Source organism: Pseudomonas fluvialis, from assembly GCF_002234375.1.
GTDB classification, from domain to species: Bacteria; Pseudomonadota; Gammaproteobacteria; order Pseudomonadales; family Pseudomonadaceae; genus Aquipseudomonas; species Aquipseudomonas fluvialis.
In genome coordinates, this window is sequence record NZ_NMQV01000012.1 from 21,421 (window position 1) to 48,010 (window position 26,590).

Below are 26,590 nucleotides of genomic sequence, written 5' to 3' on the forward strand. Positions count from 1 at the left end.
GACCACTTCAATGCCGAAGACGTTCCACGAGATCCCCCGCGAGCGCCCCGTCACGCCGTTGCTCGACCGCGCGGCCACGCCGGGAGAGCTGCGCCGCCTGGGCGAAGCCGAGCTGGTCACGCTGGCCAACGAACTGCGTCAGTTCCTGCTCTACAGCGTGGGGCAGAGTGGCGGGCACTTTGGCGCCGGCCTGGGGGTGATCGAGCTGACCATCGCCCTGCACTACGTCTTCGACACGCCCTGGGACCGCCTGGTCTGGGACGTCGGCCACCAGGCCTACCCGCACAAGATTCTCACCGGCCGCCGCGAACGCATGACCAGCCTGCGCCAGAAGGACGGCCTGGCTGCCTTCCCACGGCGCAGCGAGAGCGAGTACGACACCTTCGGCGTCGGCCACTCCAGCACCAGCATCAGTGCGGCACTCGGCATGGCCCTGGCGGCCCGCCTGAAGGGCGAAAAACGCAAGAGCGTGGCGGTGATCGGTGACGGTGCCATGACCGCCGGCATGGCCTTCGAGGCCCTCAATCACGCCTCCGACACCAAGGCCGACATGCTGGTGGTGCTCAACGACAACGATATGTCGATTTCCAACAACGTCGGTGGCCTGTCCAACTACCTGGCGAAGATTCTCTCCAGCCGCACCTACGCAAGCATGCGCGAGGGCAGCAAGAAGGTCCTTTCGCGCCTGCCCGGCGCCTGGGAAATCGCCCGCAAGACCGAAGAACACGCCAAGGGCATGCTGGTGCCCGGCACGCTGTTCGAGGAGCTGGGCTGGAACTACATCGGCCCGATCGACGGTCACGACCTGCCCACGCTGCTGGCCACCCTGCGCAACATGCGCGACCTGGAAGGCCCGCAGTTCCTGCATGTGGTCACCAAGAAAGGCAAGGGTTTCGCCCCGGCCGAACTGGACCCGATCGGCTACCACGCGATTACCAAGCTGGAACCGCCCAGCGACAACCCGGCGCCGAAGAAACCCAGCGGGCCCAAGTACTCCAACGTCTTCGGTCGCTGGCTGTGCGACATGGCCGAGCAGGATGCACGCCTGGTCGGCATCACCCCGGCGATGAAGGAAGGCTCCGACCTGGTGTCCTTTGCCGAGCGCTATCCGACCCGCTATTTCGACGTGGCGATCGCCGAGCAACACGCCGTGACCCTGGCCGCCGGCCTGGCCTGTGAAGGCATGAAGCCGGTGGTAGCGATCTACTCGACCTTCCTGCAGCGCGCCTACGACCAGCTGATCCATGATGTCGCGGTACAGGACCTCGACGTACTGTTCGCCATCGACCGCGCCGGCCTGGTCGGCGAGGACGGCCCGACGCATGCCGGCAGCTTCGACATTTCCTACCTGCGCTGCATTCCCGGCATGCTGGTGATGACCCCCAGCGACGAGAATGAACTGCGCCAGATGCTCACCACCGGCTACCTGCACAAAGGCCCGGCGGCGGTGCGCTATCCGCGCGGCAGTGGCCCCAATGCGCCCATCGACAGCTCGCTGCAGCCCCTGCCCATCGGCAAGGGCGTGCTGCGCCGCCAGGGGCAACGGGTTGCCCTGCTGGTGTTTGGCGTGCAACTGGCTGCCGCCCTGCAGGCGGCCGAGGCGCTGGACGCCAGCGTGGTCGACATGCGCTTCGTCAAACCGCTCGACGAAGCACTGCTGCTGGAGATGGCCGCCAGCCACAGCCTGCTGGTGAGCATCGAGGAAAACACCATCATGGGCGGCGCCGGCAGTGCGGTCGGCGAGTGCCTGGCGGCCCACGGCCTGGCCGTCCCCCTGCTGCAGCTCGGCCTGCCGGACTACTACGTGGAACACGCCCGCCCGGAAGAAATGCTCGCCGAATGCGGGCTCGACGCGGCAGGCATCCAGCAGGCCATCGAACGCCGCCTGGCCGATAGCCGCACAGCTTAATCCTTGCTTTCAACGGCGCCTCTCGCTAAGGTGCCGCGGTTTTATTCCACCCAGGTGTGCGGCTTTGCGGCCGCATGAAACGGGAAGCCGGTGCGCTCTTCGAGCAATTCCGGCGCTGCCCCCGCAACGGTAAGCGATGGTCGCCGCCAGGCGACAACCCGGCTCAACCGCCACTGTGCTTCAGCATGGGAAGGCGAGCCAGGTGTTCTCGCAAGCCCGGAGACCGGCCTGGACGGATTCGACAGGTGTTGCGGAGGGCGGCACCGTCAAGTGCCGTCCGCAGTTTCCCTGGCGGCCCTTGTCTGCCCTCCTCAGAAGTTCATTCACGCTTTTGAGGCTTTTCCATGAAATTGTCCCGTATTGCCCTGGCTGTAGCCCTGGCGCCCAGTCTCTCCTGCGCCCATGCCGCATCCACAACAGAGACCCTGAAGCTTACTGAAACACTGATCAGCGCCAACCGCGAGGCGCAACCACGCAGTGCAAGCAGCGCAGCGAACACCGTGTTCAACCGCCAGGATATAGAGCGCCTGCAGCCCTCCAGCGTTGCTGACTTACTGCAGCGCGTTCCCGGCGTACAGATCGCCCGCAGCGGCGGCCCAGGCAGCACCGTAAGCCTCTTCATGCGCGGTACAAAATCAGCACAAAGCCTGGTATTGGTTGATGGCCAGCGGATCAGTTCAGCATCAGCCGGTGGTTCGCCACTTGAATACCTGAGCATTGAACAAATCGAACGCGTTGAGGTGCTACGCGGCTCGCGCTCGGCAGTTTACGGCTCCGACGCGATTGGCGGCGTGGTACATATCATCACTCGTCGCGGCACAGACCAGCCGCTCACACCGCGCCTGCGCATCGGCTACGGAACCCACAACACCTGGGAGCGCAGCCTGGGCCTGTCCGGCGGCGACCAGCACACACGCTTCAGCCTACAGGCCAGCGCCGATGACACCCGCGGCATCAACCGTTCCTACGCCAACAGCGCACCGGATAACGATCGGGATGCCTATCGCAACAATGCCTTCAGCGCCAACCTGAACCACCGTTTCAGCGAGCAACTGGAAGCCGGCTTCAGCGTGCTCGACCAGCGCGGCGAAAGCGAGTACGACATGGACTGGGGCGGGCAGTACCCTTATTTTGACTATCAGGTCAGTAGCTACTCTGGCTTTCTCTCCGCACAGATCAACGCCCTCTGGAAAAGCCGTCTTGAACTGGGCCACAGCGAAAATCGTCCGACCGTACGCTACGATGATGCCAAAGACAGCAGCCCCTTCAATACCTACCGAGACAGCGCCGCATGGTTGAACACCCTGGAGTTGGGCAATGGTCATAGCTTGATCGTGGGTGCCGACGGCTACGAGGAGACACTGCACAGCAACATCAACTACACGGAAGACAGCCGCTGGAATCATGGACTGATTCTGCAGCACAACTACCGCGGCGAGCGTTTCTCCAGCGAGCTGGGCCTGCGCCATGACAAGAACGCGCAATTCGGCAGCAGCAACACCTTCAGCGGTGCAGTCACTTACGCGCTGAATGCCGATAACGACCTGATCCTGTCCTACGCGGAAGGTTTCCGCGCACCAACCTTCAACGACCTGTACTGGCCCGGCGGTGGTAACCCCACCCTGCAACCGGAAAGCTCCAAGTCCTATGAGCTGCAATGGCGCAGCCAGCTGGCCGCGACAACCCGCCTGGAAACCTCGCTCTACCGCACAGACTTGCGCAATGCCATTGCTGGCTGGCCCGCGCAGAACATCGATAAAGCACGCATCAATGGCTTCGAAGCATCCCTGCAACAGGAGCTACTGGGCTGGCAGGCCGCACTGGGGCTCAGCCTGATCGACCCGCGCGACCGGGAAACTGGCAAGACCCTGGACCGTCGTGCCCGACGCACGCTGAGTCTTGATCTGGATCGCTCCTTTGGCGCGCTAAGTATTGGCGCCGGCTGGCAGGCCGTAAGCAGCAGCTATGACGATCTTGCCAATAACCGCGAACTATCAGGCTATGGCCTGCTGAACCTGCGTAGTGCCTGGCAGGCCAGCGACGAGGTACAACTGGGCTTCAAGCTCGACAACGTGCTGAACAAACAGTACAGCCGCGCGCAATACGAGGGCTGGCCAGCCACCTACTACACCTATCGCGAAACAGGGCGCACCGCGCTGATGTCGGTCACCTGGACCCCCAGCCTGTAATCCTCTGCCAATCTGCAAACGCCCCACCCGCTGGGGCGTTTGTATTCGCGACCTCAACGCGCCCGGTCAATCAGCTCACACAACTGTTCGGTAGCTGCCAGCATCTGGAAGCTGGGCCGCTCCAGGCGCTTGCTGGGCACCGGCCAAAGCTGCTGGTGGCGCACCGCGCTGAGTTGCGGCCAGGCCTGCCAGATGCCCAGCTCGGCATTGCTGCCGGCGATGATCAGTTGCGGATCACGCGCGATGATCGCCTCCAGCCCCACCTGCGGCGCGGGCAACTCAAGGTCGGCAAATACGTTCTGCCCGCCACACAGGGCGATGGCATCGCTGATGATTTGCCGGCCTCCGATGGTATACAGCGGCTGGTGCCAGATCTGGTAGAACACCCGCACCGGCGGACGTCCGGCATAGTGCTGGCGCAGCCGTGCAACGCCCTCGCGAAAGCGCTGCGACAGCGCTGCGCCCTGCTGCGCATAGCCCACCGCCTGGCCGATCAGCACGAACTCCTCGGCCAGCTCATGCAAGCGGCGCGGTTCACCGACATGCACGGGAATCCCCAGCCGCTGCAGCTGCTGGCGTTGCGCCGGGCCAATACTGTCCGGCCACAACAACACCAGGTCGGGGCGCAGGCTGACCAGGGTTTCCAGTTCAAGCTGGCCAAGACGTCCCAGGGAAGGCAGGTGTGCCAGTTGCGCCGGGCGCTCGCCACCGTCCAGTACACCGACCAGACGCTCCGCAGCGCCCAGTTCGAGCATGATGTCAGTCAACGAGGGGGCCAGGCTCACCACCCGCTCGGCAGCCTGCAGCGGCCAGACCAGCAACAGCGCAGCGAGCAGCAGGCAGGTGCGCATCAGGCCAGCTGCGCGGGAATGCGGTACAGGTAGAACAGCACCAGGCTGGCCAGCGCCAGCAGGGTCAGCGGCACCGCATGCAGGCCACTGAATACTGCCAGCGCGCCGACCCAGGCCGGCAAGCCGGCTGCCTGCAGGGCACGGCGCCGGCAGTGGATCAACTGTTGCCAGGCGGCGGGCTCGGCCTCACTGTCCAGCACCTGCCCGGTGGCGATCAATGCATGCTTGTAGGCACGAAACAGCGGCAGGCTGACGAACAGGCTGGCCAGCGCGGCAATGAACAGGGGCATTTGCAGTACCGACAACCAGGCCGGCGCCGCACCGAACAGCAGGTTGGCGAGAAACAGCGGCGCCAGGGCCAGGCCCAGCAGGCGCCACCACTGCAGGGCCAGACGACGCCTGACCTCGCCGCGTGTCACTCGATTTCCCCCTGATGCTGCAGGCCCAGCATATGGCCAAGCTTGCCGGCCTTGGTGGCCAGGTACAGCTTGTTGTGCAGGTTCTCGCCCACCTGCAGCGGTACCCGCTCGGCGACCCGCACACCGAAACCCTGCAGGGCGTTGACCTTGCGCGGGTTATTGGTCATCAGGCGAATGGCGCTGATCCCCAGGTGGTCGAGCATCGGCTGGCAAATCGCATAGTCGCGCTGATCGGCGGCGAACCCCAGGCGCTCGTTGGCCTCGACGGTATCCGCGCCGCCATCTTGCAACTCGTAGGCGCGGATCTTGTTCAGCAGGCCGATACCACGGCCTTCCTGGCGCAGATACAGCAGCACGCCACGCCCCTCGGCAGCGATCGCGCGCAAGGCGGCCTCCAGCTGCGCACCGCAATCGCAGCGCAGGCTGAACAGAGCGTCGCCAGTCAGGCATTCCGAATGCAGGCGGCCCAGCACGGGCTGGCCGTCGGCCACATCGCCGAGGGTCAGGGCAACGTGCTCCTTGCCGCTGGTCTCATCGCGGAAACCGTGCATGGTAAAGATGGCAAAGGGTGTAGGCAGCTGCGCGGCGGCAACAAAGACGACAGACACCAGAGAGCTCCAGGCAAGGCAACAGGGCGCGAATTGTAACACCACCCTTGCCACGGTTGAGCAAGAAACGCCCAGCGCGACACTCAGGTAAACCGGCGGTAGCCGTCAGAACTTCGACTCAAGCACCAGCATGCCCTGCTCCTCGCGCCAACTGACCCGGCTAAGGAAGCTCATACCCAGCAATACTTCAGTCGGCGCACTGCCCTGCACCACCACACCGTCCACACCGAGCACTTCCAGGCTACCGATCTTCACCCGGTCGAATTTCACCCGCCAGGCATTTGCCGTGCCACTGGCCGTGCTGACCACCATGGGCTGGCCAACCACCCGGTAGTCGATGCCCAGGCGCTGCGCCTGTCCCTCGTTCATGGCTACCGCCGTAGCCCCGGTATCGACCATGAACTGCACGGTCTGGCCATTGATCGAACCGGCAATCCAGTAATGCCCGCCCAGCCCGCGCGCGATGCTCAGCCGCTGTTTCTCCGGGGCCGCAGAAAAGCCGCCCGGCGCATATTCACGACTCAGGCTGTAGTGACGCTCGACCCCCGCGACGCGTAGCACCGCGCCTTTGCTGTCCGCACTGACCACCTGTACGCCACCCGGTCCACTCTGCCCAACCCGCACCAGCTTGCGCTGGCCATCGACATTGAGCACCGCAGCGCCGGGAAACAAACCGACCACCTGCACCTGGCTGGCCGCCAGCGCCGGCCAGGCCAGCATGCAGGCCAGCACGGTGATCAGTGAACGACAGAACATGGATGCGTCTCCCTATGGCATCGCCAACCGGTAGGGTTGTCCCCACTTGGCAAACAATGCGCGCAGACTACCATCGGCACGCAGTTCCAGCAGCCGCCGGTCATACAGTTCTGCCAACTCGCGCCCACGCGGACTGTCCTGGAAACCGGGATAGAGCGGCAACATAAGCAAAGGGACCACCTGGTAGCGCTGGGCCTGGGAGCTTTCGGCCAGTACCGCCTCCACCTCGCTGAGCGCGTCCACATAAAAGTCCGCATAGCCGCGCTCAAGCATCTGCAAAATGCCGGTACGCATGCGGATCTCCTGGAAGTGCTGCACATTGGGCAGGCGATGCTGGTAGTCATAGCCTCGCACCCAAATCAGTCGGCGCTGGCCAATAGTATCCCGGCTCGGTGCCGACAGGCTGGCCAAGCCCAAGGCAACGATCGGGTCGGCATCGTAGGCTTGCTGGGGATAGTGAGCCTCGGCGATCTCGCCGGCATAGGAGCCGATCCAGGCATCGGCACGACCGCGCAACACCAGGCCGATGGAACGCATGTAAGGCTCCGAGTGCACGACCACGCGCAGGCCTGCCGGCTCGAAGACCGCGCGCATGATGTCCCAGGCCAGGCCACTGCCGTCGGCCTCGGTATGTCCAGGCCATACCTCGCTGACCAGGCGCACTTCGCCCGGCAGGGCAGGCTGCGCCGAGACCAGCGCACTGCACACCAGCAGTATCCAACCCAGCAAGCCGCGCATGCACGCTACCCCCATGACTGCGCCGTCTTCTCGCGCACCCCTGAGATGCCCGATCTAGACGACGAGATACACCAGCAACTGCAGACAGGCGAAGGCCAGCAGCCCCGCCAGCAAATCATCCAGCATGATGCCCAGGCCGCCCTCGACATGCCGGTCCGCCCAGCCGATCGGCCAAGGCTTGAGGATGTCGAAGAAGCGAAACAGCACAAAGCCCACACACAACCATAGCCAACCGGGGGGGGCAAGGAACAGGGTCAGCCAGATGCCGACGAACTCATCCCAGACAATCCCTTCGTGATCATGCACGCCCAGATCATCAGCCACCCGGCCACACAGCCAGATACCCAGCAGACTGGCGGCCAGTAGCACGCCGGCGTAGCCCCACAGCGGCAGCCACTGCAACAGCGGCACGGCGGCCAGACCGAGCAGGCTGCCCCAGGTGCCTGGCGCCTTCGGCAAGGTGCCGGAGCCCAGACCAAACGCCAGGAAATGCCAGGGATTACGCCATACCGAGGGCGGCACGCGTGGATGCGGCTGATCAGCCATGTACTGCTCCAAAATGTTGATAACCGCTGACCGGCAGCGGCAGCGGGCAACCCTGCTCGTCAAGCAATTGCACACCCGTACCCGCCACCACCCGACCGATCCGGCGTACCGTCGGGAACGCCACGGACAAGGCGGGCCAGTGCTCGGCAGGCAAGGTAAAGGCCAGACGGTAATCGTCGCCACCGCTCAGCGCACAGAGCTGGGCCGCGGTGTGACCGAGCAAGGCTTCGGCCGCCGCGCTCAGCGGCACGGCCGCCTGCTCGATCTGCAAAGCCACGCCCGAGGCCTGGGCAATGTGCCCGCAATCGGCCAGCAAACCATCGGAAATATCCAGGGCAGCGCTCGCCCGGCCACGCAGGTACTCACCCAGCGACAACTGCGGCATGGGTGACCAGAAGGCCTGCAGCAGGGCGTCACGCTGCGCCGCAGGGGCCTCGCGACCGTGCAACAACAGTTCCAGCGCCGCACAGGCCGCGCCCAGCTCACCGCCCACGCACAGCAGGTCACCCTCTTGGGCGGCACCACGGGTCAGCGCCTGTCCGGCGGGCAGGCGGCCGAATACCGTCACCGTCAGGCTCAGCGGGCCACGCGTGGTGTCCCCGCCAATCAGGCTGAGGCCACACGCCGCAGCCATCTGCTGCAAGCCGTCCGCAAAACCCTGCAGCCACGGCGCATCGGCCTGCGGCAAGGTCAGCGCCAGGGTGAAGCCCAACGGCGAGGCGCCCATGCCGGCCAGATCGCTGGCCGCTACGGCTAGCGCGCGCTGGCCGAGCAGCTCGGCAGAACAGGGTTGTGGGAAATGCACCCCGGCGACCAGGGTGTCGGTGGAAATCGCCAGCTGCTCGTCTGCCGCCAGCTGCAGCAGTGCGCAGTCATCACCAATGCCCAGCACCACGCCGGGCTGGCCCGCTGCGCAGGCGGCGCTGGCGAAATAGCGGCGGATCAGCTCGAACTCACCCACCCTGACTACCTCGCCAGCCGACCTGGCACGTGCGCCTCAGCGCTGCGCGCCACGCACTTCGGCGGCACGCAGGCGCGGCGCCAGCTTGTCCAGCACACCATTAACGAACTTGTGTCCGTCGGTGGCGCCGTACACCTTGGCCAGCTCGATGCCTTCGTTGATCACCACGCGATACGGCACATCCACGCGGCGCAGCAGCTCGTAGGCCGACAGGCGCAGGATAGCCAGCTCCACCGGATCGAGATCAGCCAGCGGGCGATCCAGCAACGGCTCGATGTGGCCGTCCAGTTCGCTCTTGTGGCTGGGCACGCCGTGCAGCAGTTCGTGGAAGTACGCACCGTCGACCGCCGAAAAATCGTTGTCGACGCGAAACTGCGCTTCGATCTCGTTCAGCGACTGCCCGGCCATGTGCCACTGGTACAGCGCCTGCATGGCCAGGCCACGCGCCACGCGGCGCTGGGCGATCTTGCCCTTGGCCTTGGGTTGCGGCGCGTCCTGGCTGTCGTCGTGATTCAGGCTCACTTGGCCTCCAGGGCCGCCAGCAGGCTGACCATTTCCAGAGCGGACAGGGCGGCTTCGGCGCCTTTGTTACCGGCCTTGGTGCCGGAGCGCTCGATGGCCTGCTCGATGGAGTCGACGGTCAGCACACCGAAGGCTACCGGCACGCCGTATTCCATGGACACCTGGGCCAGGCCCTTGGTGCACTCGCCGGCGACGTATTCAAAGTGCGGCGTACCGCCACGAATCACCGCGCCAAGGGCAATGATCGCCGCATACTCGCCGCGCTGGGCGACTTTCTGGGTGACCAGCGGGATCTCGAAGGCACCCGGCGCACGGATGATAGTGATGTCGCTTTCCTGCACGCCGTGGCGGACCAGGGCGTCGACGGCACCACTGACCAGGCTCTCGACGACGAAGCTGTTGAAGCGGCCAACCACCAGGGCGTATTTGCCTTGCGGGGCGATGAAGGTACCTTCGATGGTCTTCAGGGTCATGGACGAGTCTCGATCTGTATAAAGAGCCGGGATGCCCTGCGGCATCCCGTGGATATCAATGTAGAACGAAGTGGCAGGCCGTGCGCAGCGCTCGCACGGCCCAACCGTTCATTCAGCGGGCAAGTATTCTACTACTTCCAGGTCGAAACCGGATATCGCATTGAACTTCATCGGCGAACTCATCAGGCGCATCTTGCGCACCCCGAGGTCACGGAGAATCTGCGAACCCGCGCCCACCGTGCTGTAGGTGGCCGGGCTGGTGGCCGGTTTGCCTTCCTGACCCAGCTGGCGATCCAGGTGCGCCAGCAGTTCCTGGCCACCCAGCGGGTTGCCCAGCAGCAGCACCACGCCGCTCCCTGCCCGGGCCACTTCGGCCATGGCCGCGCGCAGGCTCCAGCGACCCTCCTGCTTGACCAGCAGCAGGTCGCGCAGCGGGTCCATGTTGTGCACACGCACCAGCGTCGGCTGCTCGGGGCTGATTTGCCCCAGGGTCAGCGCCAGGTGCACGTCACCTTCCACCGCATCGCGATAGGTGACCAGGTTGAAACGGCCCAGTTCGCTGTCCAGCCATTGCTCGCTGACCCGCTGCATGGTGCGTTCGTGGATCAGCCGATGGTGGATCAGGTCGGCAATGGTGCCGATCTTCAGGCCATGCTCGGCGGCGAACACCTCCAGTTCGGGGCGGCGCGCCATGCTGCCGTCATCGTTCATGATCTCGCAGATCACCCCGGACGGCTCGAAACCGGCCAGGCGCGCCAGGTCGCAGGCCGCCTCGGTATGCCCGGCCCGTGCCAGCACGCCGCCGGCCTGGGCCATCAGCGGGAAGATATGCCCGGGGCTGACGATGTCATCGGCCTTGGCGGTGCGCGCCACGGCCGCCTGTACGGTGCGCGCGCGGTCAGCCGCGGAAATCCCAGTGGTCACGCCCTCGGCGGCTTCGATGGATACGGTGAACTTGGTGCCGAATCCGGAGCCATTGCGCGGCGCCATCAGCGGCAGCTTGAGCAGCTCGCAGCGCTCGCGGGTCATCGGCATGCAGATCAGGCCACGCGCGTGCTTGGCCATGAAATTGATGTGCTCGGCGGTTACGCATTCCGAGGCGATGATGATGTCGCCTTCGTTCTCGCGGTCCTCGTCATCCATGAGGATGACCATCTTGCCGGCGCGGATGTCTTCGATCAGTTCGGCAGCGCTATTCAGAGCCATGAGGCAATCCTTTATCGATTCAGATAGCCGTGTTCGGCCAGAAAACTTTCGCTGATCCCGGCGCCTGCCGGCTCAGCCGCCTGATCGCCCTGCAACAGGCGTTCGAGGTAGCGCGCCAGCAGATCGACCTCCAGGTTGACCCGCCGCCCGGCCTGGTAGTCGACCATGATGGTCTGCTCAAGGGTATGCGGGACGATGGTCAGCTCGAACTCGGCACCGTGCACCGCGTTGACGGTCAGGCTGGTGCCATCCACGGTGATCGAGCCCTTGAGGGCAATGTACTTGGCCAGTTCGCGCGGTGCGCGCAGGCGAAACTGCACGGCGCGGGCATTGTCGAAACGCGCGATGACTTCACCCACGCCATCCACATGGCCGCTGACCAGATGGCCACCGAGGCGGCTGGTCGGCGTCAGGGCCTTTTCCAGATTGACCCGGGTGCCTGCCTTGAGGTCGACAAAGGCCGTGCGCTGCAGGGTTTCCCGGCTGACATCGGCACAGAAGCCGTCACCGGGCAACTCCACGGCAGTCAGGCAGATGCCGTTGACGGCAATGCTGTCGCCGAGCTTGACGTCGCCCAGATCGAGTTTGCCGGTGGCCACCTGGACGCGCACATCACCGCCCTTGGGGGTCAGGCTGCGAATGGTGCCTATCGCTTCGATTATGCCGGTAAACATGAAACCTCCCGGCGCAGTTTGTCATGCATGGTCGCTCTCCTGTTTTGGTTAAAACAGGGCACTGCCGATTGAAGGGAATGCACAACAGGCCCCGCAGGACATGCAGCGATCCCGTTCTCTCTTTATCCGGACTATCACCGTCGGCACCGGAATCTCACCGGTTCTGCTGACCCTGACAGCCTTCGCTGCCAGGCGCTCGCGGGCTAGGCATCGCGCCATTACCGCCGGTGGGGACTTGCACCCCGCCCTGAGAACTTGCCTGCCAGGCACCCATGCGCCCGGCAGGCGTGCGTTTTATCACATTGTCGAGGCGCCTGCATGCGCCGGCCGCGGCCGGGCGACGATTCGCCAGTCATTGCCACAGGCGCGTATCTGCCGGATATCCAGCTCCGCGGCCTGCTGCATGCTGTCCAGCGGCCAGTCGAGCAGCGGCCGGGCCGAGCTGCCGAGCAGCTTGGCGGCCATGAAGATCTGGTATTCATCGATCAGCCCCTGACGTGCCAGGGCACCGACCAGACGCGCCCCGCTCTCCACCAGCAGCTCATTGACGCCCTGTTCGGCCAGCCGTCGCAACAACTGCAGCAGATCGACCTGCCCCGCTTCGCCGGGTAATAGCCACAACTCATGGCCGGCCTCGGCATAGCGCGCCACATCCCCCTGCGCCGCCACCACCAGCGCGCTGCCTGCCTGGAAGAATGGCGCCTGCAACGGCACCCGGCAGCGGCCGTCGAGGAGAATCCGCCGCGGCGGGCGCGCCAGGGCCAGCGCCGCCTGTGCCGGCTCCAGCCCCAGCTCGGCAGCCCGCACGGTGAGCCGGGTGCCGTCCTGCAACACGCTGTCGGCACCGGTCAGCACCGCGCTGCTGCGTGCGCGCAGGCGCTGCACCGCGCTGCGCGCCGCCGGCCCGGTGATCCACTGGCTTTCCCCGCTGGCCATCGCGGTGCGCCCATCCAGGCTCATCGCCAGCTTGGCGCAGACCCATGGCAGCCCCGTTTCCATGCGCTTGCAGAACCCCCGATTAAGCTCACGCGCCTCCTCTGCCAGCACGCCGCAATGCACCTCGATAGCGGCGTCACGCAGGCGCTGCAGGCCACGCCCGGCCACCTGCGGGTTAGGGTCCTGCATGGCCACCACCACTCTGCGCAGGCCCGCCTGCACCAGCGCATCGGCACAGGGCGGGGTACGTCCGAAGTGGCTGCACGGTTCCAGCGTCACATAGGCGGTAGCCCCACGCGCCGCCTCCGCCGCCTGGCGCAGGGCATGCACCTCGGCATGCGGCTCGCCGGCGCGCACGTGCCAGCCTTCGCCGACCACCCGACCGTCCGCCGCAACGATCAGGCAGCCGACGCGCGGATTGGGATGGGTCGAGTACAGCCCCTGACGTGCCAGCTGCAGGGCCCGCGCCATGTACTGCGTGTCACCGGGCAGCTCGCTCATGCGCGCCCCGGCTCGCGGGACAGGCGCTCGATTTCCTCGCGAAACTCGTTGAGATCCTGGAAACGCCGGTACACCGAGGCGAAACGAATGTAGGCAATCTCGTCGAGCTGATGCAGCTCGCTCATGACCAGCTCACCGACTACCAGCGACTTCACCTCGCGCTCGCCGGTGGCACGCAGCTTCTGCTTGATGCGGGCAATCGCTTCTTCCAGACGCTCAACACTCACCGGGCGTTTCTCCAGGGCCCGCTGCATGCCGGCACGCAGCTTGTCCTCGTCGAACGGCTGGCGACTGCCGTCCTGCTTGATCAGGCGCGGCATAACCAGTTCGGCGGTTTCGAAAGTGGTAAAACGCTCGCCGCAGGCCAGGCACTCGCGGCGCCGGCGTACCTGGCCACCCTCGGCGACCAGTCGCGAATCGATCACTTTGGTGTCGTTGGCGTTGCAAAAGGGGCAATGCATGATGGAGAGGCCCGTCAGAAAAAGTCAGCCTGCATGGTAGCGAAAGCCTACCCGTGACGACAGCCGGCAGATTGCCGGCACCTGACAAGCCGGCGCCTTTGCGCTATATAGACGCCCCCGTTTCACCGTGAAGACGTTGCCATGTCCGCCCCGCCCGCCCTGCTCCAACCGCTGCGCCAGTTACTCGGCGATGCCAGCCTGGTGGCCGAGCGCCTGCCCGGCACCGACCTGACGCTGTGGTTGATCGATGCGCAGAACATGGACCGTGCCTTCAGCCCCGAGGAAACCCGGCGCATTCTCGACGAACCGCCCTACTGGTGCTTCTGCTGGGCCAGCGGCCTGGCCATGGCGCGCTGGCTGGTCGAACAACCGCACTGGGTACAGGGCAAGCGCGTACTGGATTTTGGCGCCGGCTCCGGCGTCGCGGCGATTGCCGCCGCCAGGGCCGGGGCGGCCGAAGTGGTGGCCTGCGACCTGGATCCCCTGGCGCTGCAGGCCTGCCGGGAAAATGCCGCACTGAACGGGGTGAGCCTGGGCTACTCGGCGGACTTTTTCGCCGAAGCCGATCGTTTCGACCTGATCCTGGTCGCCGACGTGCTCTACGACCGCGCCAACCTGCCGCTGCTCGACCACTTCCTCAGTCGCGGCAAGCAGGCGCTGGTCGCCGACTCCCGGGTCAAGGATTTCCAGCATCCGCGCTATGAGCGCCTGCACATGCTGGAGGCCTGCACCTGGCCGGACCTCGCCGAGCCTCAGGAATTCCGTCAGGTCAGCCTGTACCACGCGCAACGCCACTGATTCTGAATTATCCCCTCAGGTAGCGCTCCACCGAGCGCTGCCTGGTCGTTCCATTGTGGAGTACCCATGAAACCCACCGATCGCGTCATGCAGAGCTATGGCCGCTGCTGCGCCAACCCAGCCTTCTTCGACAGCTTCTATCGCCACTTCCTCGACAGCTCGCCGGAAATTCGCGCCAAGTTCGCCAACACCGACATGCCGGCGCAGAAGCAGTTGCTCCGCCAGGGCATTCTCAACCTGGTCATGCACGCCCGCGGCATGCCCGATACCAAGCTGCGCGCACTGGGCGCCAGCCACTCACGGCACGGCTTCGACATCCGCCCGGAGCTCTATGAACTGTGGCGCGAAGCCCTGCTGCGCACCATCGGCGAACATGACCCACAATGCTGCGTAAACACCCGTGAGGCCTGGCGCGAGGTGCTCAACAAAGGCATCGCGGTGATCAGCGCAGGCTACTGACCGGCACCTCGCGCCACTCGCCCGGCTGCAGGCCATCGACCTGCCAGGGACCGATGGCCACGCGCACCAGACGCAGGGTGGGCAGCCCTACCGCCGCGGTCATGCGCCGTACCTGACGATTGCGTCCCTCGCGAATCACCAGCTCTAGCCAGGCCGTCGGCACGCTCTTGCGAAAGCGCACCGGCGGGTGGCGCGCCCACAGCGCCGGCTCATCCAGACAGCGTGCTTCGGCCGGCAGGGTCGGCCCGTCGTTGAGCGTCACCCCGCTACGCAGCTGCTGCAGCTGCGCCTCGCTCGGCGTGCCCTCCACCTGCACCCAGTAGGCCTTGGCCAGCTTATGGCGCGGGTCGGCAATGCGCGCCTGCAGGCGCCCATCGTTGGTCAGCAGCAGCAAACCTTCGCTGTCACGATCCAGACGCCCGGCCGGATAGACTCCGGGAATATCGACGAAGTCCTTGAGCGTGGCGCGCCCCTGCGCATCCTGGAACTGGGTCAGCACGTCGAAGGGCTTGTTCAGCAGGATCAGCCGCGGTTCGGCCGGTGGCGGTTTGGCCACCCGGCGGGCCGGCAGGGCAGCGGCGCGACGCGGCGGTGCAGGACGAGGAGGACGGGGCATGGGCGATCCACAAGTCGGTAAAAACCGCCAGTTTACCCGACTCACCGCCCCATGCCGCCGCCCGCAGGCCAACCATCAGCAACACTTATTCGCTTGCTGCGCCCTGCGGGCTGGCCGCTATGCTGAGTGCCTACCGTCAACAGGAGAGCCTGCTCATGAGTTCCGCCGACACCATTACCGGCTGGGCCGCCACCGCACCCGGCGCCCCCCTGCAACCCTTCAGCTACGAGCCCGGCCCGCTGGACCAGGAAGAGGTGGAAGTCGCCGTCGAGTACTGCGGTATCTGCCACTCCGATCAGTCGATGATCGACAACGAATGGGGACTCAGTCGCTATCCCTTCATCCCCGGGCATGAAGTAGTCGGGCGCATCATCCGCGTGGGCGAGCAGGTGCACGGCCTGCACGCCGGGCAGCGCGTGGGCATCGGCTGGTACAAGGGCAGCTGCATGCACTGCGGATCGTGCATGGAGGGCGCACACCAGCTGTGCAACACGGCCAAACCGACCATCGTCGGCAGCCACGGCGGCTTTGCCGATCGGCTGCGCAGTCACTGGGCCTGGGCCATTCCGCTGCCGGACACGCTCGACCCGGCACTGGTCGGCCCGCTGTTCTGCGCTGGCTCCACGGTATTCAGCCCGCTGCTGGAATGCGCGGTGAAACCGACCGACCGGGTAGGCGTGGTGGGCATTGGCGGGCTGGGCCACCTGGCCCTGCGCTTCCTCAACGCCTGGGGCTGCGAGGTCACCGCCTTCACCTCGTCACTCAGCAAGCGCGAAGAAGCCCAGCGTCTGGGCGCGCACCGGGTGGTGGCCTCCACCGACAGCGCAGCCCTACAGGCAATTGCCGGCAGCCTGGACTTCCTGCTGGTCACCGCCAGCGCCGACCTGGACTGGAACGCCCTGCTGGCCACCCTGGCCGCCAAAGGGCGCCTGCATTTCGTCGGTATCGCGCCCAGTGCCATCCCGGTTCACGTGTTCAGTCTGATTCCCCAGCAGAAGACCCTGTCCGGATCGCCGGTCGGCTCCCCAGCGAACATGGCACGCATGCTGGAGTTCTGCGCCAGGCACCAGATCCTCCCGCAGGTCGAGCATTTCCCGATGAGCCGGGTCAACGAGGCCATCGAGCACCTGCGCAGCGGCAAGGCTCGCTACCGCGTGGTACTCGACGCCAGCGCCTGAGGGGTCGCCGGGCCGGCATACAGCCAGGGATAGCTGAGCCGGCCCAGCACTTCATTGAGCAGCAGCCCGCTGTGCCACAAGGCCCGGCTCTCCGGCAACAGACCGGCGAAAGGCCGGCCATGCGCCTGACCGAGAAAGCCCATGGGCGCCGCGACCACCTGCAAGCCCTGCTGTTCAAAACACCAGCGCGCACGTGGCATATGCCAGGCCTGAGTGACCAGCACCACACGCTGGATCCCCTCGGCACGCAACAACTGCGCCGTCGCGACGGCGTTCTCCCAAGTGGTGAGGCTCTGCCCCTCCTGCCAGCGCGCCGGCTGGGCAAAGTCCCGCGCCAGCACTTCAGCCATCAGCGCTGCCTCGCTGGGCGGCTGGCCATAGTGCAGGCCGCCCGAGGTGAGCAGCGGCAAGCCACTCTGCGCGGCCAGACGCGCCGCATAACGCAGCCGCTCGACGGCCAACAGGCTCGGCTGATCGGTTCCCCAGCCCGGATCCGCCCGCTCGCGCCCGGCACCGAGCACCACGATCACCTCGCCCTGGCTGGCCAGGTCGGCCTGTTGCGCCGTACTGAGTGGCGGCTGATTTTCCAGCCAGCGTGCGCTCTGTTGCACCACCAACGGCAGGCTCATCAGCCACAGACCGAGCAGCCCGCCCAGCAGCGCAGCTCGCGCCAAACGCGGATAACGCCGGCGCAGGCACCAGCCCAGGAGGATCATCCACAACAGCAGGCCTGGTGGCAGCAGGCCCTGCTTCAGCAGGTAACGCAGTTCCATCGGTTATCCGGCACGGCAACGAGACAAGCAGGCAGCCTAGTATCCGGCCGGCACTCGCTGCAAACGAAACAACGTCGAGCCACATTGCGCGCAGGCCTGCATCGCCGTGCGGGCCTCAGGCAGCACAGCGCCACACAGCGCACAGCACAGCTGCCCTCGCCCGTCCAGAGGCGCGGCAGGCCGACGCCCCGGCAAAGGCGGCAACTGCTGACGCTCCAGTTGCGCCAGCTCCTCGGCGGCAGCATGCCAGCCGCGCAACCAATGCAGGTCGCGGCGCAGGTAGGCACGGATCAGTTCGGTTTCCGAGGGGCTCAGGCCGGTCAACTCCAGTTCAGCCTCGTCCCCAGGGGAAAGCTGCAGGTTCTGCTCGGCACGCTCCAGCGCCAGCGCCAGACGCTGCAACAAGCGCTCGTACACCCCGTCTCTCGCCTGCGTCAGCCGCCACTCAGCCATGCTACTGCCCTCAGCTACGCCGCCAGCCGGCACGCCCGGCCTACTGTGCAGCTTAGTCCGCAGCAGTGCCTCGCCAGGCCTGCGGCGACCAGCGGCGCGCTGCCCCGGCACGCCTGGGCAATCTGGGTTTCCCTCCCGTTGCGGCGCTCATGTATGCTACGGCGTTTCCCGAATGCCCTCATTCTTCAGCGCCAGAGCCATGCACGAACAGTACTCGCCCCGTGAAATCGAAGCCGCCGCGCAAGCCCATTGGGATGCGCAAAACTCCTTTGTTGTGAGCGAACAGCCCGGCAAGGACACCTTCTATTGCCTATCGATGTTCCCCTACCCGAGCGGCAAGCTACACATGGGCCACGTGCGCAACTACACCATCGGTGACGTGATCGCCCGCTACCAGCGCATGCAGGGCAAGAACGTACTGCAGCCGATGGGCTGGGACGCCTTCGGCATGCCGGCGGAAAACGCCGCAATGAAGAATCAGGTGGCACCGGCCAAGTGGACCTACGAGAACATCGCCTACATGAAGTCCCAGCTCAAATCGCTGGGCCTGGCCATCGACTGGACCCGCGAGGTCACCACCTGCAAGCCGGACTACTACCGCTGGGAGCAGTGGCTGTTCACCCGCCTGTTCGAGAAGGGGATCATCTACCGCAAGAACGGCACGGTGAACTGGGACCCGGTGGACCAGACCGTACTGGCCAACGAGCAGGTCATCGACGGCCGTGGCTGGCGTTCGGGCGCGCTGATCGAGAAGCGCGAAATCCCCATGTACTACTTCAAGATCACCGCTTACGCCGAAGAGCTGCTGAGCAGCCTGGATGAACTGGATGGCTGGCCCGAGCAGGTCAAGACCATGCAGCGCAACTGGATCGGCAAGAGCTTCGGTGCCGACATCGTGTTCGACTACGATGTTGCCAGCATCGGTATCGAAGGCCAGCTGAAGGTCTACTCGACCCGCCCCGACACCCTGATGGGCGCCACCTACGTCGCCGTGGCCGCCGAGCACCCACTGGCGCAGCGCGCCGCCGAGAACAACGCCGCCTTGCAGGCCTTTATCGCCGAGTGCAAGTCCGGCTCCGTGGCCGAGGCCGACATGGCCACCATGGAGAAGAAGGGCCTGGCCACCGGCCAGTTCGTCATCCATCCGCTGACCGGCGACAAGCTGCCGGTATTCGTCGCCAACTACGTGCTGTGGGGCTACGGCGAAGGCGCGGTGATGGCCGTACCGGCACATGACGAACGCGACTTCGAGTTCGCCAACAAGTACGCCCTGCCGATCAAGCAGGTCTATGCCGCTGCGGATCAAGACTACGACGCCAGCACCTGGCAGGACTGGTACGGCGACAAGGCCGGTCTGACCACCATCAATTCCGGCAAGTACGACGGCCTGGACTTCAGCGCCGCCTTCGACGCCATCGTTGCCGACCTCGAGGCCAGCGCCCACGGCGCGCGCAAGACCCAGTTCCGCCTGCGCGACTGGGGTATCAGCCGCCAGCGCTACTGGGGCTGTCCGATTCCGATCATCCATTGCGACAGCTGCGGCGACGTGCCGGTGCCGGAAGACCAGCTGCCGGTGGTGCTGCCCGAAGACGTGGTGCCGGACGGCGCCGGCAGCCCGCTGGCCAAGATGCCCGAGTTCTACCAGTGCAGCTGCCCGAAGTGCGGTGCCGACGCCAAGCGCGAAACCGACACCATGGACACCTTCGTGGAAAGTTCCTGGTACTACGCCCGCTATGCCTCGCCGCAATACACCGGCGGCATGGTCAACCCGCAGGCCGCCAACCACTGGCTGCCGGTGGACCAGTACATCGGTGGCATCGAGCACGCCATCCTGCACCTGCTGTATGCGCGCTTCTTCCACAAGCTGATGCGCGACGAAGGCCTGGTCACCTCCAACGAGCCGTTCAAGAACCTGCTGACCCAGGGCATGGTGGTCGCCGACACCTACTACCGCACCCTGGAAAACGGCGGCAAGGACTGGTTCAACCCGGCCGACGTGGAAATCGAGCGTGACACCAAGGGCAAGGTGACGTCCGCCCGCCTGAAAAGCGACGGCCTGCCGGTGGAAATCGGCGGCACCGAGAAGATGTCCAAGTCGAAGAACAACGGCGTCGACCCGCAGGACATGATCGATGCCTACGGCGCCGACACCTGCCGCCTGTTCATGATGTTCGCCTCGCCGCCCGACATGAGCTGCGAATGGTCGGATGCCGGCGTCGAAGGTGCCAATCGCTTCCTGCGCCGCGTCTGGCGCCTGGCGCACAGCCACGTCAGCGCCGGCCTGCCGGGGGCGCTGGACATCGCCAGCCTGAGCGACGAGCAGAAGGCCGTGCGCCGCGCCATCCACCTGGCGATCAAACAGGCCAGCAACGATGTAGGCCAGCACCACAAGTTCAACACCGCCATCGCCCAGGTGATGACCCTGATGAACGTGCTGGAGAAAGCCGCCACCGCCACCGAGCAGGACCGCGCGCTGCTCCAGGAAGGCCTGCAGACCGTAGCCCTGTTGCTCGCACCGATCACCCCGCACATCAGCCACGAGCTGTGGCAGCAACTCGGCCAAAGCGGCGCAATCATCGACGCACAATGGCCGCAGGTGGACGAGTCGGCTCTGGTGCAGGACAGCCTGACCCTGGTCATCCAGGTCAACGGCAAGCTGCGTGGGCAGATCGAAGTGCCCGCCTCGGCCTCCCGCGAGGACGTCGAAGCCGCCGCCCGCGCCAACGAAAACGTACAACGCTTCACCGAAGGCGCCACCATCCGCAAGGTCATCGTGGTGCCGGGCAAACTGGTCAACATCGTCGCCAACTGATCACACTCGGCGCTTCGGCGCCGAGGTACCCAAGGGGAAAACACCATGATGAAACGGAATCTGTTGGTCATCGGCCTGGCCACCCTGCTCGGCGCGTGCGGCTTCCAGCTGCGCGGCGTGGGCTCGGGCGAGTTTGCACTCAAGGAACTGGCCCTGGATGCCCGCAACAGCTACGGCGAGACCACCCGCCTGACCGAAGCGCAACTGCAAGGCTACGGCGTGCGCCTGCACGCCGGCGCCCCCTACAAGCTGGTGCTGGTTCGCGAAGAAGAGAAACAGCGTACCGCCAGCTACACCGGTTCGGTGCGTAGCGCCGAATACGAACTCAACCGTACCCTCGACTACCAGATCCGCGGCAGCAAGAACCTGCTGTTGCTGGAAGACCAGGCCAGCGTACAAAAAATCTACCTGCACGATGGCAGCAACCTGATCGGCTCCGACCAGGAAGCCAGCCAGCTGCGCGACGAAATGCGCGCCGAACTGGTCCAGCAACTGGTCATGCGTCTGCAGCGCCTGACCCCGGCGCAGCTTGACCAGCTGCAAGCCGATGCCGAAGCGCGCCTGCGCGCCGAGCAGGAAGCCCTGGAAGCGGCCCGCAAGGCCGAAGCCGAGGCCACCGCGCCGCAACAGTCGCCGCTGCAACTGCCGCTGCAACTGCGCTGACGGGACGGGCCGCGTCAAGCGGCCCGCTACGCGATGAAACTCAACCCCGCGCAACTCGGCAAACACCTGCAAGGCGCGCTCGCCCCCGTCTACGTGGTCAGTGGCGATGAACCCCTGCTCTGCCAGGAGGCCTGCGACGCCATTCGCCAGGCGGCCCGCCAGCAGGGCTTCAGCGAGCGCCAGGTGCTGCATGCCGAAGCCGGCTTCGACTGGGGCCAGCTCTACGAAGCGGGCGCCAGCCTGTCGTTGTTTGCCGAAAAGCGCCTGATCGAACTGCGCATCGCCAACGGCAAACCCGGCGACAAGGGTGCCAGCGCCCTGCTCGACTACCTGCAACGCCCCGCCGAAGACACCCTGCTGCTGATCAGCTTGCCCAAGCTCGACGGCAGCACACAGAAAAGCAAATGGGCCAAGGCACTGATCGACGGCGCGCACAGCCAGTTCCTGCAAATCTGGCCGGTGGACAGCAGCCAGCTGCCCGGCTGGATTCGCCAGCGCCTGGCCCAGGCCGGCCTGGCCGCCAGCCCCGAAGCCCTGGAGCTGATCAGCGCCCGCGTGGAAGGCAACCTGCTGGCCGCCGCCCAGGAAATCGAAAAGCTCAAACTGCTCGCCGACGGCCAGCAGGTGGACGTCGACACCGTGCAGGCCAGCGTTGCCGACAGCGCACGCTTTGACGTCTTCGGCCTCACCGATGCCGTGCTCAACGGCCAGGCCGGGCACGCCCTGCGCATGCTGCAGGGGTTGCGCGGCGAAGGCGTGGAAGCCCTGTTCATCCTTGCCATGCTGGTCCGTGAACTGCGCCAACTGGCCAGCCTGGCCGAGCAGCACGCGCAGGGCGTCAGCTTGGAAAAAGCCTTTGCCAGCGCCCGCCCGCCGATCTGGGACAAACGCAAGCCGCTGTACAGCAAGGCGCTGCAACGCAGCCCCAGCAATTACTGGCGCCCCCTGCTAAGCCTGGCCCAGCAGATCGATGCCCAGGCCAAGGGCCAGGCCCCCGGTGACGCCTGGCAAAGCCTGGCCAGCCTGTGTCTGCAGATGGCCGGACAAAAACTGCGCCTATAAGGCCTCCCCACATCGCGCAACAGGCGTATGCTTGCCCCGCCCACTCCGGGCATTGGCAAGAGGATCCCGCCATGGCGAAAAAAACCCGCAAGACCAACCAGGCCAAATCCCTGGTCGCCCAGCCACTGTTCCGCTGTCGACAGGAACGCCCGGCCAAGGGCAAAGGCAGCTACCGCCGCGAAACCTCCCAGCGAACCTGGGAGGTTTCTTGTTTTAGGGCTGCCTGAACAGCCTCTGCGCTGCCGTCTGGCGCGCCGGCATGCTAAGGTTGGCGCCTCCAGCCCATGCCATGAGTTACCCGCACCAATGCCCTACCCCGCCGCTCCCGCACGCCTGGCTTGCCTGCTGCTCGGCTCCCTGCTCAGCCTGTGCGCCTGCGCCGAAGCCGGCAAAACCGTCCTGCAGTCCAACGCAGCGGGTACCGCGCTCGTCTCCCCCAGCACCGCCAGCCCAGACGATGCCAGCCAGAGCACACTGAGCTTCGCGCAATGGCGCGAAGCCTTCCGTAGTCGCGCCTTGGCCAGCGGCCTGCCGGCCAGCCTGCTGCACAGCGCGCTGGACGATCTGCAACCCGACCCTGCGGTCCTCAAGGCCGACAGCAGCCAGCCGGAATTCAGCCGCCCCGTGTGGGCTTACCTGGACAGCGCGCTGGCCAACAGCCGGGTACGCCAAGGGCAACGCCTGATGGCGCTGCACGTCAATGCCCTGCAGGCCATCGAACAACGTTATGGGGTCGAGCGTCAGATCCTGGTTGCGGTATGGGGCATGGAGAGTGACTTTGCCCGCTTCATGGGCAACCAGTCGGTGATCCGCTCGCTAGCAACCCTCGCCCACCATGGCCGCCGCCCGCAATTTGCCGAGGAGCAGCTGCTGGCCGCCCTGCAAATCCTCCACAGCGGCGATATCAGCCTGGCCGAGATGCGCGGCTCGTGGGCCGGCGCCATGGGCCAGACACAGTTCATGCCGACCACCTACCTGAGCCATGCGGTGGATTTCGATGGCGACGGCAAGCGCGACCTGTGGCACTCCAGCAGCGACGCGCTGGCTTCTGCGGCGCACTACCTGCAGGCTTCCGGCTGGCAGCGGGGGCAGCGCTGGGGCTTTGAAGTCAGCCTGCCGAACCACTTCGACTACGCCCTGGCCGACGACAGTCTGCGCTTGAGTCTTGCCGAATGGGCGCAACGTGGCGTGCAGCTGCCGCCCGCTGGCGACCTTCAGCTGCGCGCCAGCCTGATCCTGCCCGCCGGTCATCGCGGCCCAGCCTTCCTGGTGATGGACAACTTCCGCGCCATCCTGCGCTACAACAACTCGACCAGCTACGGCCTGGCCATCGGCCTGCTCAGCGACGCCCTGCTCGGCCGCCCTGGCGTACGCGCCAGCTGGCCGCGCAGCGACCAGCCACTCAGCCGCAGCCAGCGCATCGGCCTACAGGAAGCCCTGCAGGCGCGCGGCTACAACCCCGGCCCGGCAGACGGCATCATCGGCGCCAATACCCGCCGGGCAATCCGCGCCTATCAACAAAGCCTCGGCTGGCCCGCCGACGGCTACCCCGACCTGCGCCTGCTCGAAGAGCTGCAGAAACAACCCTGAAGGTGTCGCTGCCCCGCAAACAGGGCAGCGTTCAGCGGCTCATTACCCCCACTGCGGCGCGCTGCGCGCCAGCAGGGCGGGTACGTCCACGCCGCGCGGCAGGGTGCCGTAGGCATGCCCATGACGCTCCAGGCGGCTGAGGATGAAGGCGTCGCTGACCGTGTTGTTGCCGGCTTCCAGGAGCAGCTTGGCCTGCAGCGCCACGGCCACGTCCTCGGTGATCTGCCGGGCGCGGTACTGGATATCCTCGCGGTCATGGAAGTCGCGCTTGATGCCCTCGATCTGCCGCTTCAGGCGGGCATCGCCATGGCCATCGCCCAGCTCGGCAAACAGCGCATCGAGCACACCCGGCTCCTTGTGCAGCGCGCGCAGCACATCCAGGCACTGCACGTTGCCCGAGCCTTCCCAGATCGAGTTGACCGGCGCTTCGCGGTACAGCCGCGGCAGGATGGTTTCCTCGACATAGCCGGCGCCCCCCAGGCACTCGCTGGCTTCGGCGATCATTTCCGGGGCGCGCTTGCAGATCCAGTACTTGCCGATGGCGGTAACCAGCCGGCTGAAATGTGCCTGCTGCGGGTCCTGCTGGTTATCCAGCGCATGTCCCATGCGCAGGCTGAGCGCCAGCGCGGCCTCGCTTTCCAGGGCCAGGTCGGCCAGCACGTTCTGCATCAGCGGTTGCTCGGCCAGGCGCTTGCCGCCCACCTGGCGATGCTGGCAATGGTGGATGGCCTGGGTCAGCGCCTGGCGCATCAGGCTGCTTGAGCCGACCATGCAGTCGAAGCGGGTCATCGCGACCATTTCGATAATGGTCGCTACCCCACGGCCTTCCTCGCCGACCATCCAGGCCAGCGCACCGCGATACTCCACTTCGCTGGAGGCATTCGCCCAGTTGCCCAGCTTGTTCTTCAGGCGCTGCACATAGAACTGGTTGCGCGTTCCATCCGGGCGGTGACGCGGCAGCAGGAAGCAGGACAACCCCTGGTCGGTCTGCGCCAGGGTGAGGAAGGCGTCGCACATCGGTGCCGAGCAGAACCACTTGTGGCCAATCAGCTCGTAGGCCTGGCCCGGGCCGGCAGCCCCCACCGGATAGGCACGCGTGGTGTTGGCACGCACGTCGGTACCGCCCTGTTTCTCGGTCATGGCCATACCAATGGTGACCCCGGCTTTCTCGCTGGCCGGTACATTACGCGGGTCGTACTGGGTCGCCAGTACCTTGGGCAGCCAGAATTCGGCCAGCTCGGGCTGCTGGCGGATCACCGGCACGGCAGCGAAGGTCATGGTCAGCGGGCAGCCACTGGCCGCTTCGACCTGGCTATGCAGGTAGGTCAGGCCGGCCCGCGCGACATGCGCGCCGGGCTGCGGCTGAGTCCACGGCAACGAGGTCAGGCCATGCTCGATGGCGGTGCGCATCAGCTCGTGGTAGGCCGGATGAAAATCCACCATATCGATGCGCTGGCCGTAGCGGTCATGGGTACGAAATTGCGGCTTGTGCTCATTGGCCAGGAAGCCGGCCTGTAGTAGCGGACCACCGGCCAGGGCGCCGTAGGCATGCAGGCGGGCCTCCGCCCAGCCAGCCTGGTAACGGCGCAGCCATTCCTGCAAAGGCAGGTCGATGGCATACAGGTTGGCGCCATCCAGCGGCGGCACCTGGTTGAACACCTCGTGGGTCTCGGCATAGGACTGCGGATTCATGATTGGCTCTCCAGGATCGACAGATCGGCGCCCAAGGCGCTTAGACAGAAATGGCTGACGCTGTGGCTCAACAGCGCCAGTTGCGCGTCGGCGCGGGGGTGTTCCTGATGCGGTGCCAGCGGCCCGACCAGCGCCTCGGCAATCGCGCCGACCAGGCAGGCAGCGGTGATGCGCAGTGCCGGGTAATGAAACTGGCCGGCGGCACGCCCCTGCTCCAGCAACTGCTCGAACAGCCCGGCATAGGCTTGGCGATAACGCAGGCGCTGGTGATCGACCGCCTCTTCCACCGGCTCGGCAATCAGCGCAAAGGCCAGACGCCGGCTGTGCCAGGCACGCGCGGCGAACAGCCGCAGGCCATCGCGCAGGCGCTCTGCGGGGCTGCCCGGGCCTTGCAATACCGCACCCAGGGCATCGATCTCGCGCTGACTGGCCAAGGCAAACACCTCGGCGGACAACTCGCCCTTGTTGGCGAAATGCCGGTACAGGCTGCCCGTGGCAATCCCCGCATCCTCGGCCAGCGCCTGCATGGTCAGGGCGGCAAAACCGCCCTGCACCACCCGCTGCAGGGCACAGCCAAGGATGTGCTGGCGCAGCTGTTGGTCACGGTCAAGGCGCTGCGGCGTGGTGCGATAAGCCATGATCTGAATCCTGGTTCATTTGATAACCAGTGAATCAGCATTCACTCCTTGGATAAAGCGACGATCCGGTCGGCACATATGACGCTTTGGCCATTTTCTGCCCAGC

At 65.8% G+C, this 26,590-nt stretch carries 28 protein-coding genes and 2 riboswitches; of the genes, 10 read left to right on the forward strand and 18 right to left on the reverse strand.

What is annotated here, in order from left to right; genetic code table 11:
• Positions 1-10 precede the first annotated feature (10 nt).
• Positions 11-1,909 carry a 1-deoxy-D-xylulose-5-phosphate synthase gene (dxs, locus tag CFY91_RS06715; protein ID WP_093985580.1) on the forward strand — a complete coding sequence of 633 codons (1,899 nt, stop codon included), beginning with the start codon at positions 11-13 and terminating at the stop codon, positions 1,907-1,909.
• A 35-nt stretch (positions 1,910-1,944) separates the two neighbouring features.
• Positions 1,945-2,155: riboswitch (cobalamin riboswitch) on the forward strand.
• 98 nt (positions 2,156-2,253) lie between these two features.
• A complete protein-coding gene (locus CFY91_RS06720; RefSeq protein WP_093985581.1) occupies positions 2,254-4,098 on the forward strand; it encodes a TonB-dependent receptor domain-containing protein in 1,845 nt (614 codons plus the stop codon).
• 53 nt (positions 4,099-4,151) lie between these two features.
• On the opposite strand, the gene CFY91_RS06725 is transcribed toward CFY91_RS06720, so the two are convergent.
• The 13 genes from CFY91_RS06725 to nrdR all read right to left on the reverse strand — a co-directional run bounded on the left by CFY91_RS06725 (position 4,152) and on the right by nrdR (position 13,750).
• A complete protein-coding gene (locus tag CFY91_RS06725) occupies positions 4,152-4,949 on the reverse strand; it encodes a cobalamin-binding protein (protein WP_093985582.1) in 798 nt (265 codons plus the stop codon).
• Entirely contained in the window at positions 4,949-5,368 is a 420-nt protein-coding gene (locus CFY91_RS06730; protein ID WP_093985583.1) for an MFS transporter, read from the reverse strand. The genes CFY91_RS06725 and CFY91_RS06730 overlap by 1 nt, the downstream gene beginning before the upstream one ends.
• The gene (ribA, locus tag CFY91_RS06735) at positions 5,365-5,976 is read right to left on the reverse strand and encodes a GTP cyclohydrolase II (protein ID WP_093985584.1); all 612 of its coding nucleotides are present in this window, start codon (positions 5,974-5,976) and stop codon (positions 5,365-5,367) included. The genes CFY91_RS06730 and ribA overlap by 4 nt, the downstream gene beginning before the upstream one ends.
• Positions 5,977-6,081: 105 nt before the next feature.
• Positions 6,082-6,732 (reverse strand): TIGR02281 family clan AA aspartic protease, encoded by a 651-nt coding sequence (locus tag CFY91_RS06740; RefSeq protein ID WP_093985585.1) that lies wholly within the window; start codon positions 6,730-6,732, stop codon positions 6,082-6,084.
• A gap of 12 nt (positions 6,733-6,744) precedes the next feature.
• Positions 6,745-7,470 carry a substrate-binding periplasmic protein gene (locus CFY91_RS06745; protein WP_093985586.1) on the reverse strand — a complete coding sequence of 242 codons (726 nt, stop codon included), beginning with the start codon at positions 7,468-7,470 and terminating at the stop codon, positions 6,745-6,747.
• A 54-nt stretch (positions 7,471-7,524) separates the two neighbouring features.
• A complete protein-coding gene (locus CFY91_RS06750) occupies positions 7,525-8,016 on the reverse strand; it encodes a phosphatidylglycerophosphatase A family protein (RefSeq protein ID WP_093985587.1) in 492 nt (163 codons plus the stop codon).
• Entirely contained in the window at positions 8,009-8,977 is a 969-nt protein-coding gene (thiL, locus tag CFY91_RS06755) for a thiamine-phosphate kinase (protein WP_093985588.1), read from the reverse strand. Before thiL ends, CFY91_RS06750 begins: the two co-directional genes overlap by 8 nt.
• Before the next feature lie 36 nt (positions 8,978-9,013).
• The gene (nusB, locus tag CFY91_RS06760; RefSeq protein ID WP_229727225.1) at positions 9,014-9,493 is read right to left on the reverse strand and encodes a transcription antitermination factor NusB; all 480 of its coding nucleotides are present in this window, start codon (positions 9,491-9,493) and stop codon (positions 9,014-9,016) included.
• Between the two features lie 2 nt (positions 9,494-9,495).
• The gene (ribH, locus tag CFY91_RS06765) at positions 9,496-9,972 is read right to left on the reverse strand and encodes a 6,7-dimethyl-8-ribityllumazine synthase (protein ID WP_093985590.1); all 477 of its coding nucleotides are present in this window, start codon (positions 9,970-9,972) and stop codon (positions 9,496-9,498) included.
• Positions 9,973-10,080: 108 nt separating this feature from the next.
• On the reverse strand, positions 10,081-11,178 hold the full coding sequence (ribBA, locus tag CFY91_RS06770; protein ID WP_093985591.1) for a bifunctional 3,4-dihydroxy-2-butanone-4-phosphate synthase/GTP cyclohydrolase II: 1,098 nt from the start codon (positions 11,176-11,178) through the stop codon (positions 10,081-10,083).
• Between the two features lie 11 nt (positions 11,179-11,189).
• Entirely contained in the window at positions 11,190-11,852 is a 663-nt protein-coding gene (locus tag CFY91_RS06775; RefSeq protein ID WP_093985592.1) for a riboflavin synthase, read from the reverse strand.
• Between the two features lie 109 nt (positions 11,853-11,961).
• Positions 11,962-12,111, reverse strand: a riboswitch (FMN riboswitch).
• Between the two features lie 38 nt (positions 12,112-12,149).
• Positions 12,150-13,289, reverse strand: a complete 1,140-nt coding sequence (gene ribD, locus CFY91_RS06780) for a bifunctional diaminohydroxyphosphoribosylaminopyrimidine deaminase/5-amino-6-(5-phosphoribosylamino)uracil reductase RibD (protein WP_093985593.1) — start codon at positions 13,287-13,289, stop codon at positions 12,150-12,152.
• Positions 13,286-13,750 (reverse strand): transcriptional regulator NrdR, encoded by a 465-nt coding sequence (gene nrdR / locus CFY91_RS06785; protein ID WP_093985594.1) that lies wholly within the window; start codon positions 13,748-13,750, stop codon positions 13,286-13,288. The genes ribD and nrdR overlap by 4 nt, the downstream gene beginning before the upstream one ends.
• A gap of 141 nt (positions 13,751-13,891) precedes the next feature.
• Here nrdR and CFY91_RS06790 point away from each other — a divergent pair, with 141 nt between their 5' ends.
• Together CFY91_RS06790 and CFY91_RS06795 are read left to right on the forward strand one after the other, a co-directional pair.
• Positions 13,892-14,548, forward strand: coding sequence for a class I SAM-dependent methyltransferase (locus tag CFY91_RS06790; protein ID WP_093985595.1), 657 nt, complete (start codon positions 13,892-13,894; stop codon positions 14,546-14,548).
• A gap of 66 nt (positions 14,549-14,614) precedes the next feature.
• The gene (locus tag CFY91_RS06795; protein ID WP_093985596.1) at positions 14,615-15,007 is read left to right on the forward strand and encodes a globin; all 393 of its coding nucleotides are present in this window, start codon (positions 14,615-14,617) and stop codon (positions 15,005-15,007) included.
• On the opposite strand, the gene CFY91_RS06800 is transcribed toward CFY91_RS06795, so the two are convergent.
• Positions 14,991-15,563 carry a pseudouridine synthase gene (locus CFY91_RS06800; protein ID WP_165765311.1) on the reverse strand — a complete coding sequence of 191 codons (573 nt, stop codon included), beginning with the start codon at positions 15,561-15,563 and terminating at the stop codon, positions 14,991-14,993. The genes CFY91_RS06795 and CFY91_RS06800 overlap by 17 nt on opposite strands.
• Before the next feature lie 215 nt (positions 15,564-15,778).
• On the opposite strand from CFY91_RS06800, the gene ahr reads away from it, so the two are divergent.
• The gene (gene ahr / locus CFY91_RS06805; RefSeq protein WP_093985671.1) at positions 15,779-16,801 is read left to right on the forward strand and encodes an NADPH-dependent aldehyde reductase Ahr; all 1,023 of its coding nucleotides are present in this window, start codon (positions 15,779-15,781) and stop codon (positions 16,799-16,801) included.
• On the opposite strand, the gene CFY91_RS06810 is transcribed toward ahr, so the two are convergent.
• Entirely contained in the window at positions 16,771-17,574 is an 804-nt protein-coding gene (locus CFY91_RS06810) for a YdcF family protein (RefSeq protein WP_093985598.1), read from the reverse strand. The two genes, ahr and CFY91_RS06810, sit on opposite strands and share 31 nt — an antisense overlap.
• Before the next feature lie 36 nt (positions 17,575-17,610).
• Positions 17,611-18,027 carry a hypothetical protein gene (locus CFY91_RS06815; RefSeq protein WP_093985599.1) on the reverse strand — a complete coding sequence of 139 codons (417 nt, stop codon included), beginning with the start codon at positions 18,025-18,027 and terminating at the stop codon, positions 17,611-17,613.
• Positions 18,028-18,226: 199 nt separating this feature from the next.
• On the opposite strand from CFY91_RS06815, the gene leuS reads away from it, so the two are divergent.
• From leuS to CFY91_RS06840, 5 genes are all read left to right on the forward strand, one after another.
• Positions 18,227-20,839, forward strand: a complete 2,613-nt coding sequence (gene leuS / locus CFY91_RS06820; protein WP_093985600.1) for a leucine--tRNA ligase — start codon at positions 18,227-18,229, stop codon at positions 20,837-20,839.
• Between the two features lie 45 nt (positions 20,840-20,884).
• Entirely contained in the window at positions 20,885-21,502 is a 618-nt protein-coding gene (locus tag CFY91_RS06825; RefSeq protein WP_093985601.1) for an LPS-assembly lipoprotein LptE, read from the forward strand.
• 33 nt (positions 21,503-21,535) lie between these two features.
• On the forward strand, positions 21,536-22,564 hold the full coding sequence (gene holA / locus CFY91_RS06830) for a DNA polymerase III subunit delta (RefSeq protein ID WP_093985602.1): 1,029 nt from the start codon (positions 21,536-21,538) through the stop codon (positions 22,562-22,564).
• Positions 22,565-22,635: 71 nt separating this feature from the next.
• The gene (gene arfA, locus CFY91_RS06835) at positions 22,636-22,791 is read left to right on the forward strand and encodes an alternative ribosome rescue factor ArfA (RefSeq protein WP_093985603.1); all 156 of its coding nucleotides are present in this window, start codon (positions 22,636-22,638) and stop codon (positions 22,789-22,791) included.
• A 79-nt stretch (positions 22,792-22,870) separates the two neighbouring features.
• Complete coding sequence (locus CFY91_RS06840; protein WP_093985604.1) at positions 22,871-24,154, forward strand: lytic murein transglycosylase; 1,284 nt, start codon at positions 22,871-22,873, stop codon at positions 24,152-24,154.
• Between the two features lie 42 nt (positions 24,155-24,196).
• Here CFY91_RS06840 and CFY91_RS06845 read toward each other — a convergent pair whose 3' ends face one another.
• Positions 24,197-25,846 carry an acyl-CoA dehydrogenase family protein gene (locus CFY91_RS06845; RefSeq protein WP_093985605.1) on the reverse strand — a complete coding sequence of 550 codons (1,650 nt, stop codon included), beginning with the start codon at positions 25,844-25,846 and terminating at the stop codon, positions 24,197-24,199.
• On the reverse strand, positions 25,843-26,484 hold the full coding sequence (locus CFY91_RS06850; RefSeq protein WP_093985606.1) for a TetR/AcrR family transcriptional regulator: 642 nt from the start codon (positions 26,482-26,484) through the stop codon (positions 25,843-25,845). The genes CFY91_RS06845 and CFY91_RS06850 overlap by 4 nt, the downstream gene beginning before the upstream one ends.
• Positions 26,485-26,590: the final 106 nt, after the last annotated feature.

Coding starts and splice junctions, on each gene's coding strand:
- dxs (WP_093985580.1), top strand. CDS start 11: ATGCCGAAGACGTTCCACGAGATCCCCCGCGAGCGCCCCGTCACGCCG.
- CFY91_RS06720 (WP_093985581.1), top strand. CDS start 2,254: ATGAAATTGTCCCGTATTGCCCTGGCTGTAGCCCTGGCGCCCAGTCTC.
- CFY91_RS06725 (WP_093985582.1), bottom strand. CDS start 4,949: ATGCGCACCTGCCTGCTGCTCGCTGCGCTGTTGCTGGTCTGGCCGCTG.
- CFY91_RS06740 (WP_093985585.1), bottom strand. CDS start 6,732: ATGTTCTGTCGTTCACTGATCACCGTGCTGGCCTGCATGCTGGCCTGG.
- CFY91_RS06745 (WP_093985586.1), bottom strand. CDS start 7,470: ATGCGCGGCTTGCTGGGTTGGATACTGCTGGTGTGCAGTGCGCTGGTC.
- CFY91_RS06750 (WP_093985587.1), bottom strand. CDS start 8,016: ATGGCTGATCAGCCGCATCCACGCGTGCCGCCCTCGGTATGGCGTAAT.
- ribH (WP_093985590.1), bottom strand. CDS start 9,972: ATGACCCTGAAGACCATCGAAGGTACCTTCATCGCCCCGCAAGGCAAA.
- ribBA (WP_093985591.1), bottom strand. CDS start 11,178: ATGGCTCTGAATAGCGCTGCCGAACTGATCGAAGACATCCGCGCCGGC.
- CFY91_RS06775 (WP_093985592.1), bottom strand. CDS start 11,852: ATGTTTACCGGCATAATCGAAGCGATAGGCACCATTCGCAGCCTGACC.
- ribD (WP_093985593.1), bottom strand. CDS start 13,289: ATGAGCGAGCTGCCCGGTGACACGCAGTACATGGCGCGGGCCCTGCAG.
- nrdR (WP_093985594.1), bottom strand. CDS start 13,750: ATGCATTGCCCCTTTTGCAACGCCAACGACACCAAAGTGATCGATTCG.
- CFY91_RS06790 (WP_093985595.1), top strand. CDS start 13,892: ATGTCCGCCCCGCCCGCCCTGCTCCAACCGCTGCGCCAGTTACTCGGC.
- CFY91_RS06795 (WP_093985596.1), top strand. CDS start 14,615: ATGAAACCCACCGATCGCGTCATGCAGAGCTATGGCCGCTGCTGCGCC.
- ahr (WP_093985671.1), top strand. CDS start 15,779: ATGAGTTCCGCCGACACCATTACCGGCTGGGCCGCCACCGCACCCGGC.
- CFY91_RS06810 (WP_093985598.1), bottom strand. CDS start 17,574: ATGGAACTGCGTTACCTGCTGAAGCAGGGCCTGCTGCCACCAGGCCTG.
- CFY91_RS06815 (WP_093985599.1), bottom strand. CDS start 18,027: ATGGCTGAGTGGCGGCTGACGCAGGCGAGAGACGGGGTGTACGAGCGC.
- leuS (WP_093985600.1), top strand. CDS start 18,227: ATGCACGAACAGTACTCGCCCCGTGAAATCGAAGCCGCCGCGCAAGCC.
- CFY91_RS06825 (WP_093985601.1), top strand. CDS start 20,885: ATGATGAAACGGAATCTGTTGGTCATCGGCCTGGCCACCCTGCTCGGC.
- holA (WP_093985602.1), top strand. CDS start 21,536: ATGAAACTCAACCCCGCGCAACTCGGCAAACACCTGCAAGGCGCGCTC.
- arfA (WP_093985603.1), top strand. CDS start 22,636: ATGGCGAAAAAAACCCGCAAGACCAACCAGGCCAAATCCCTGGTCGCC.
- CFY91_RS06840 (WP_093985604.1), top strand. CDS start 22,871: ATGCCCTACCCCGCCGCTCCCGCACGCCTGGCTTGCCTGCTGCTCGGC.
- CFY91_RS06845 (WP_093985605.1), bottom strand. CDS start 25,846: ATGAATCCGCAGTCCTATGCCGAGACCCACGAGGTGTTCAACCAGGTG.
- CFY91_RS06850 (WP_093985606.1), bottom strand. CDS start 26,484: ATGGCTTATCGCACCACGCCGCAGCGCCTTGACCGTGACCAACAGCTG.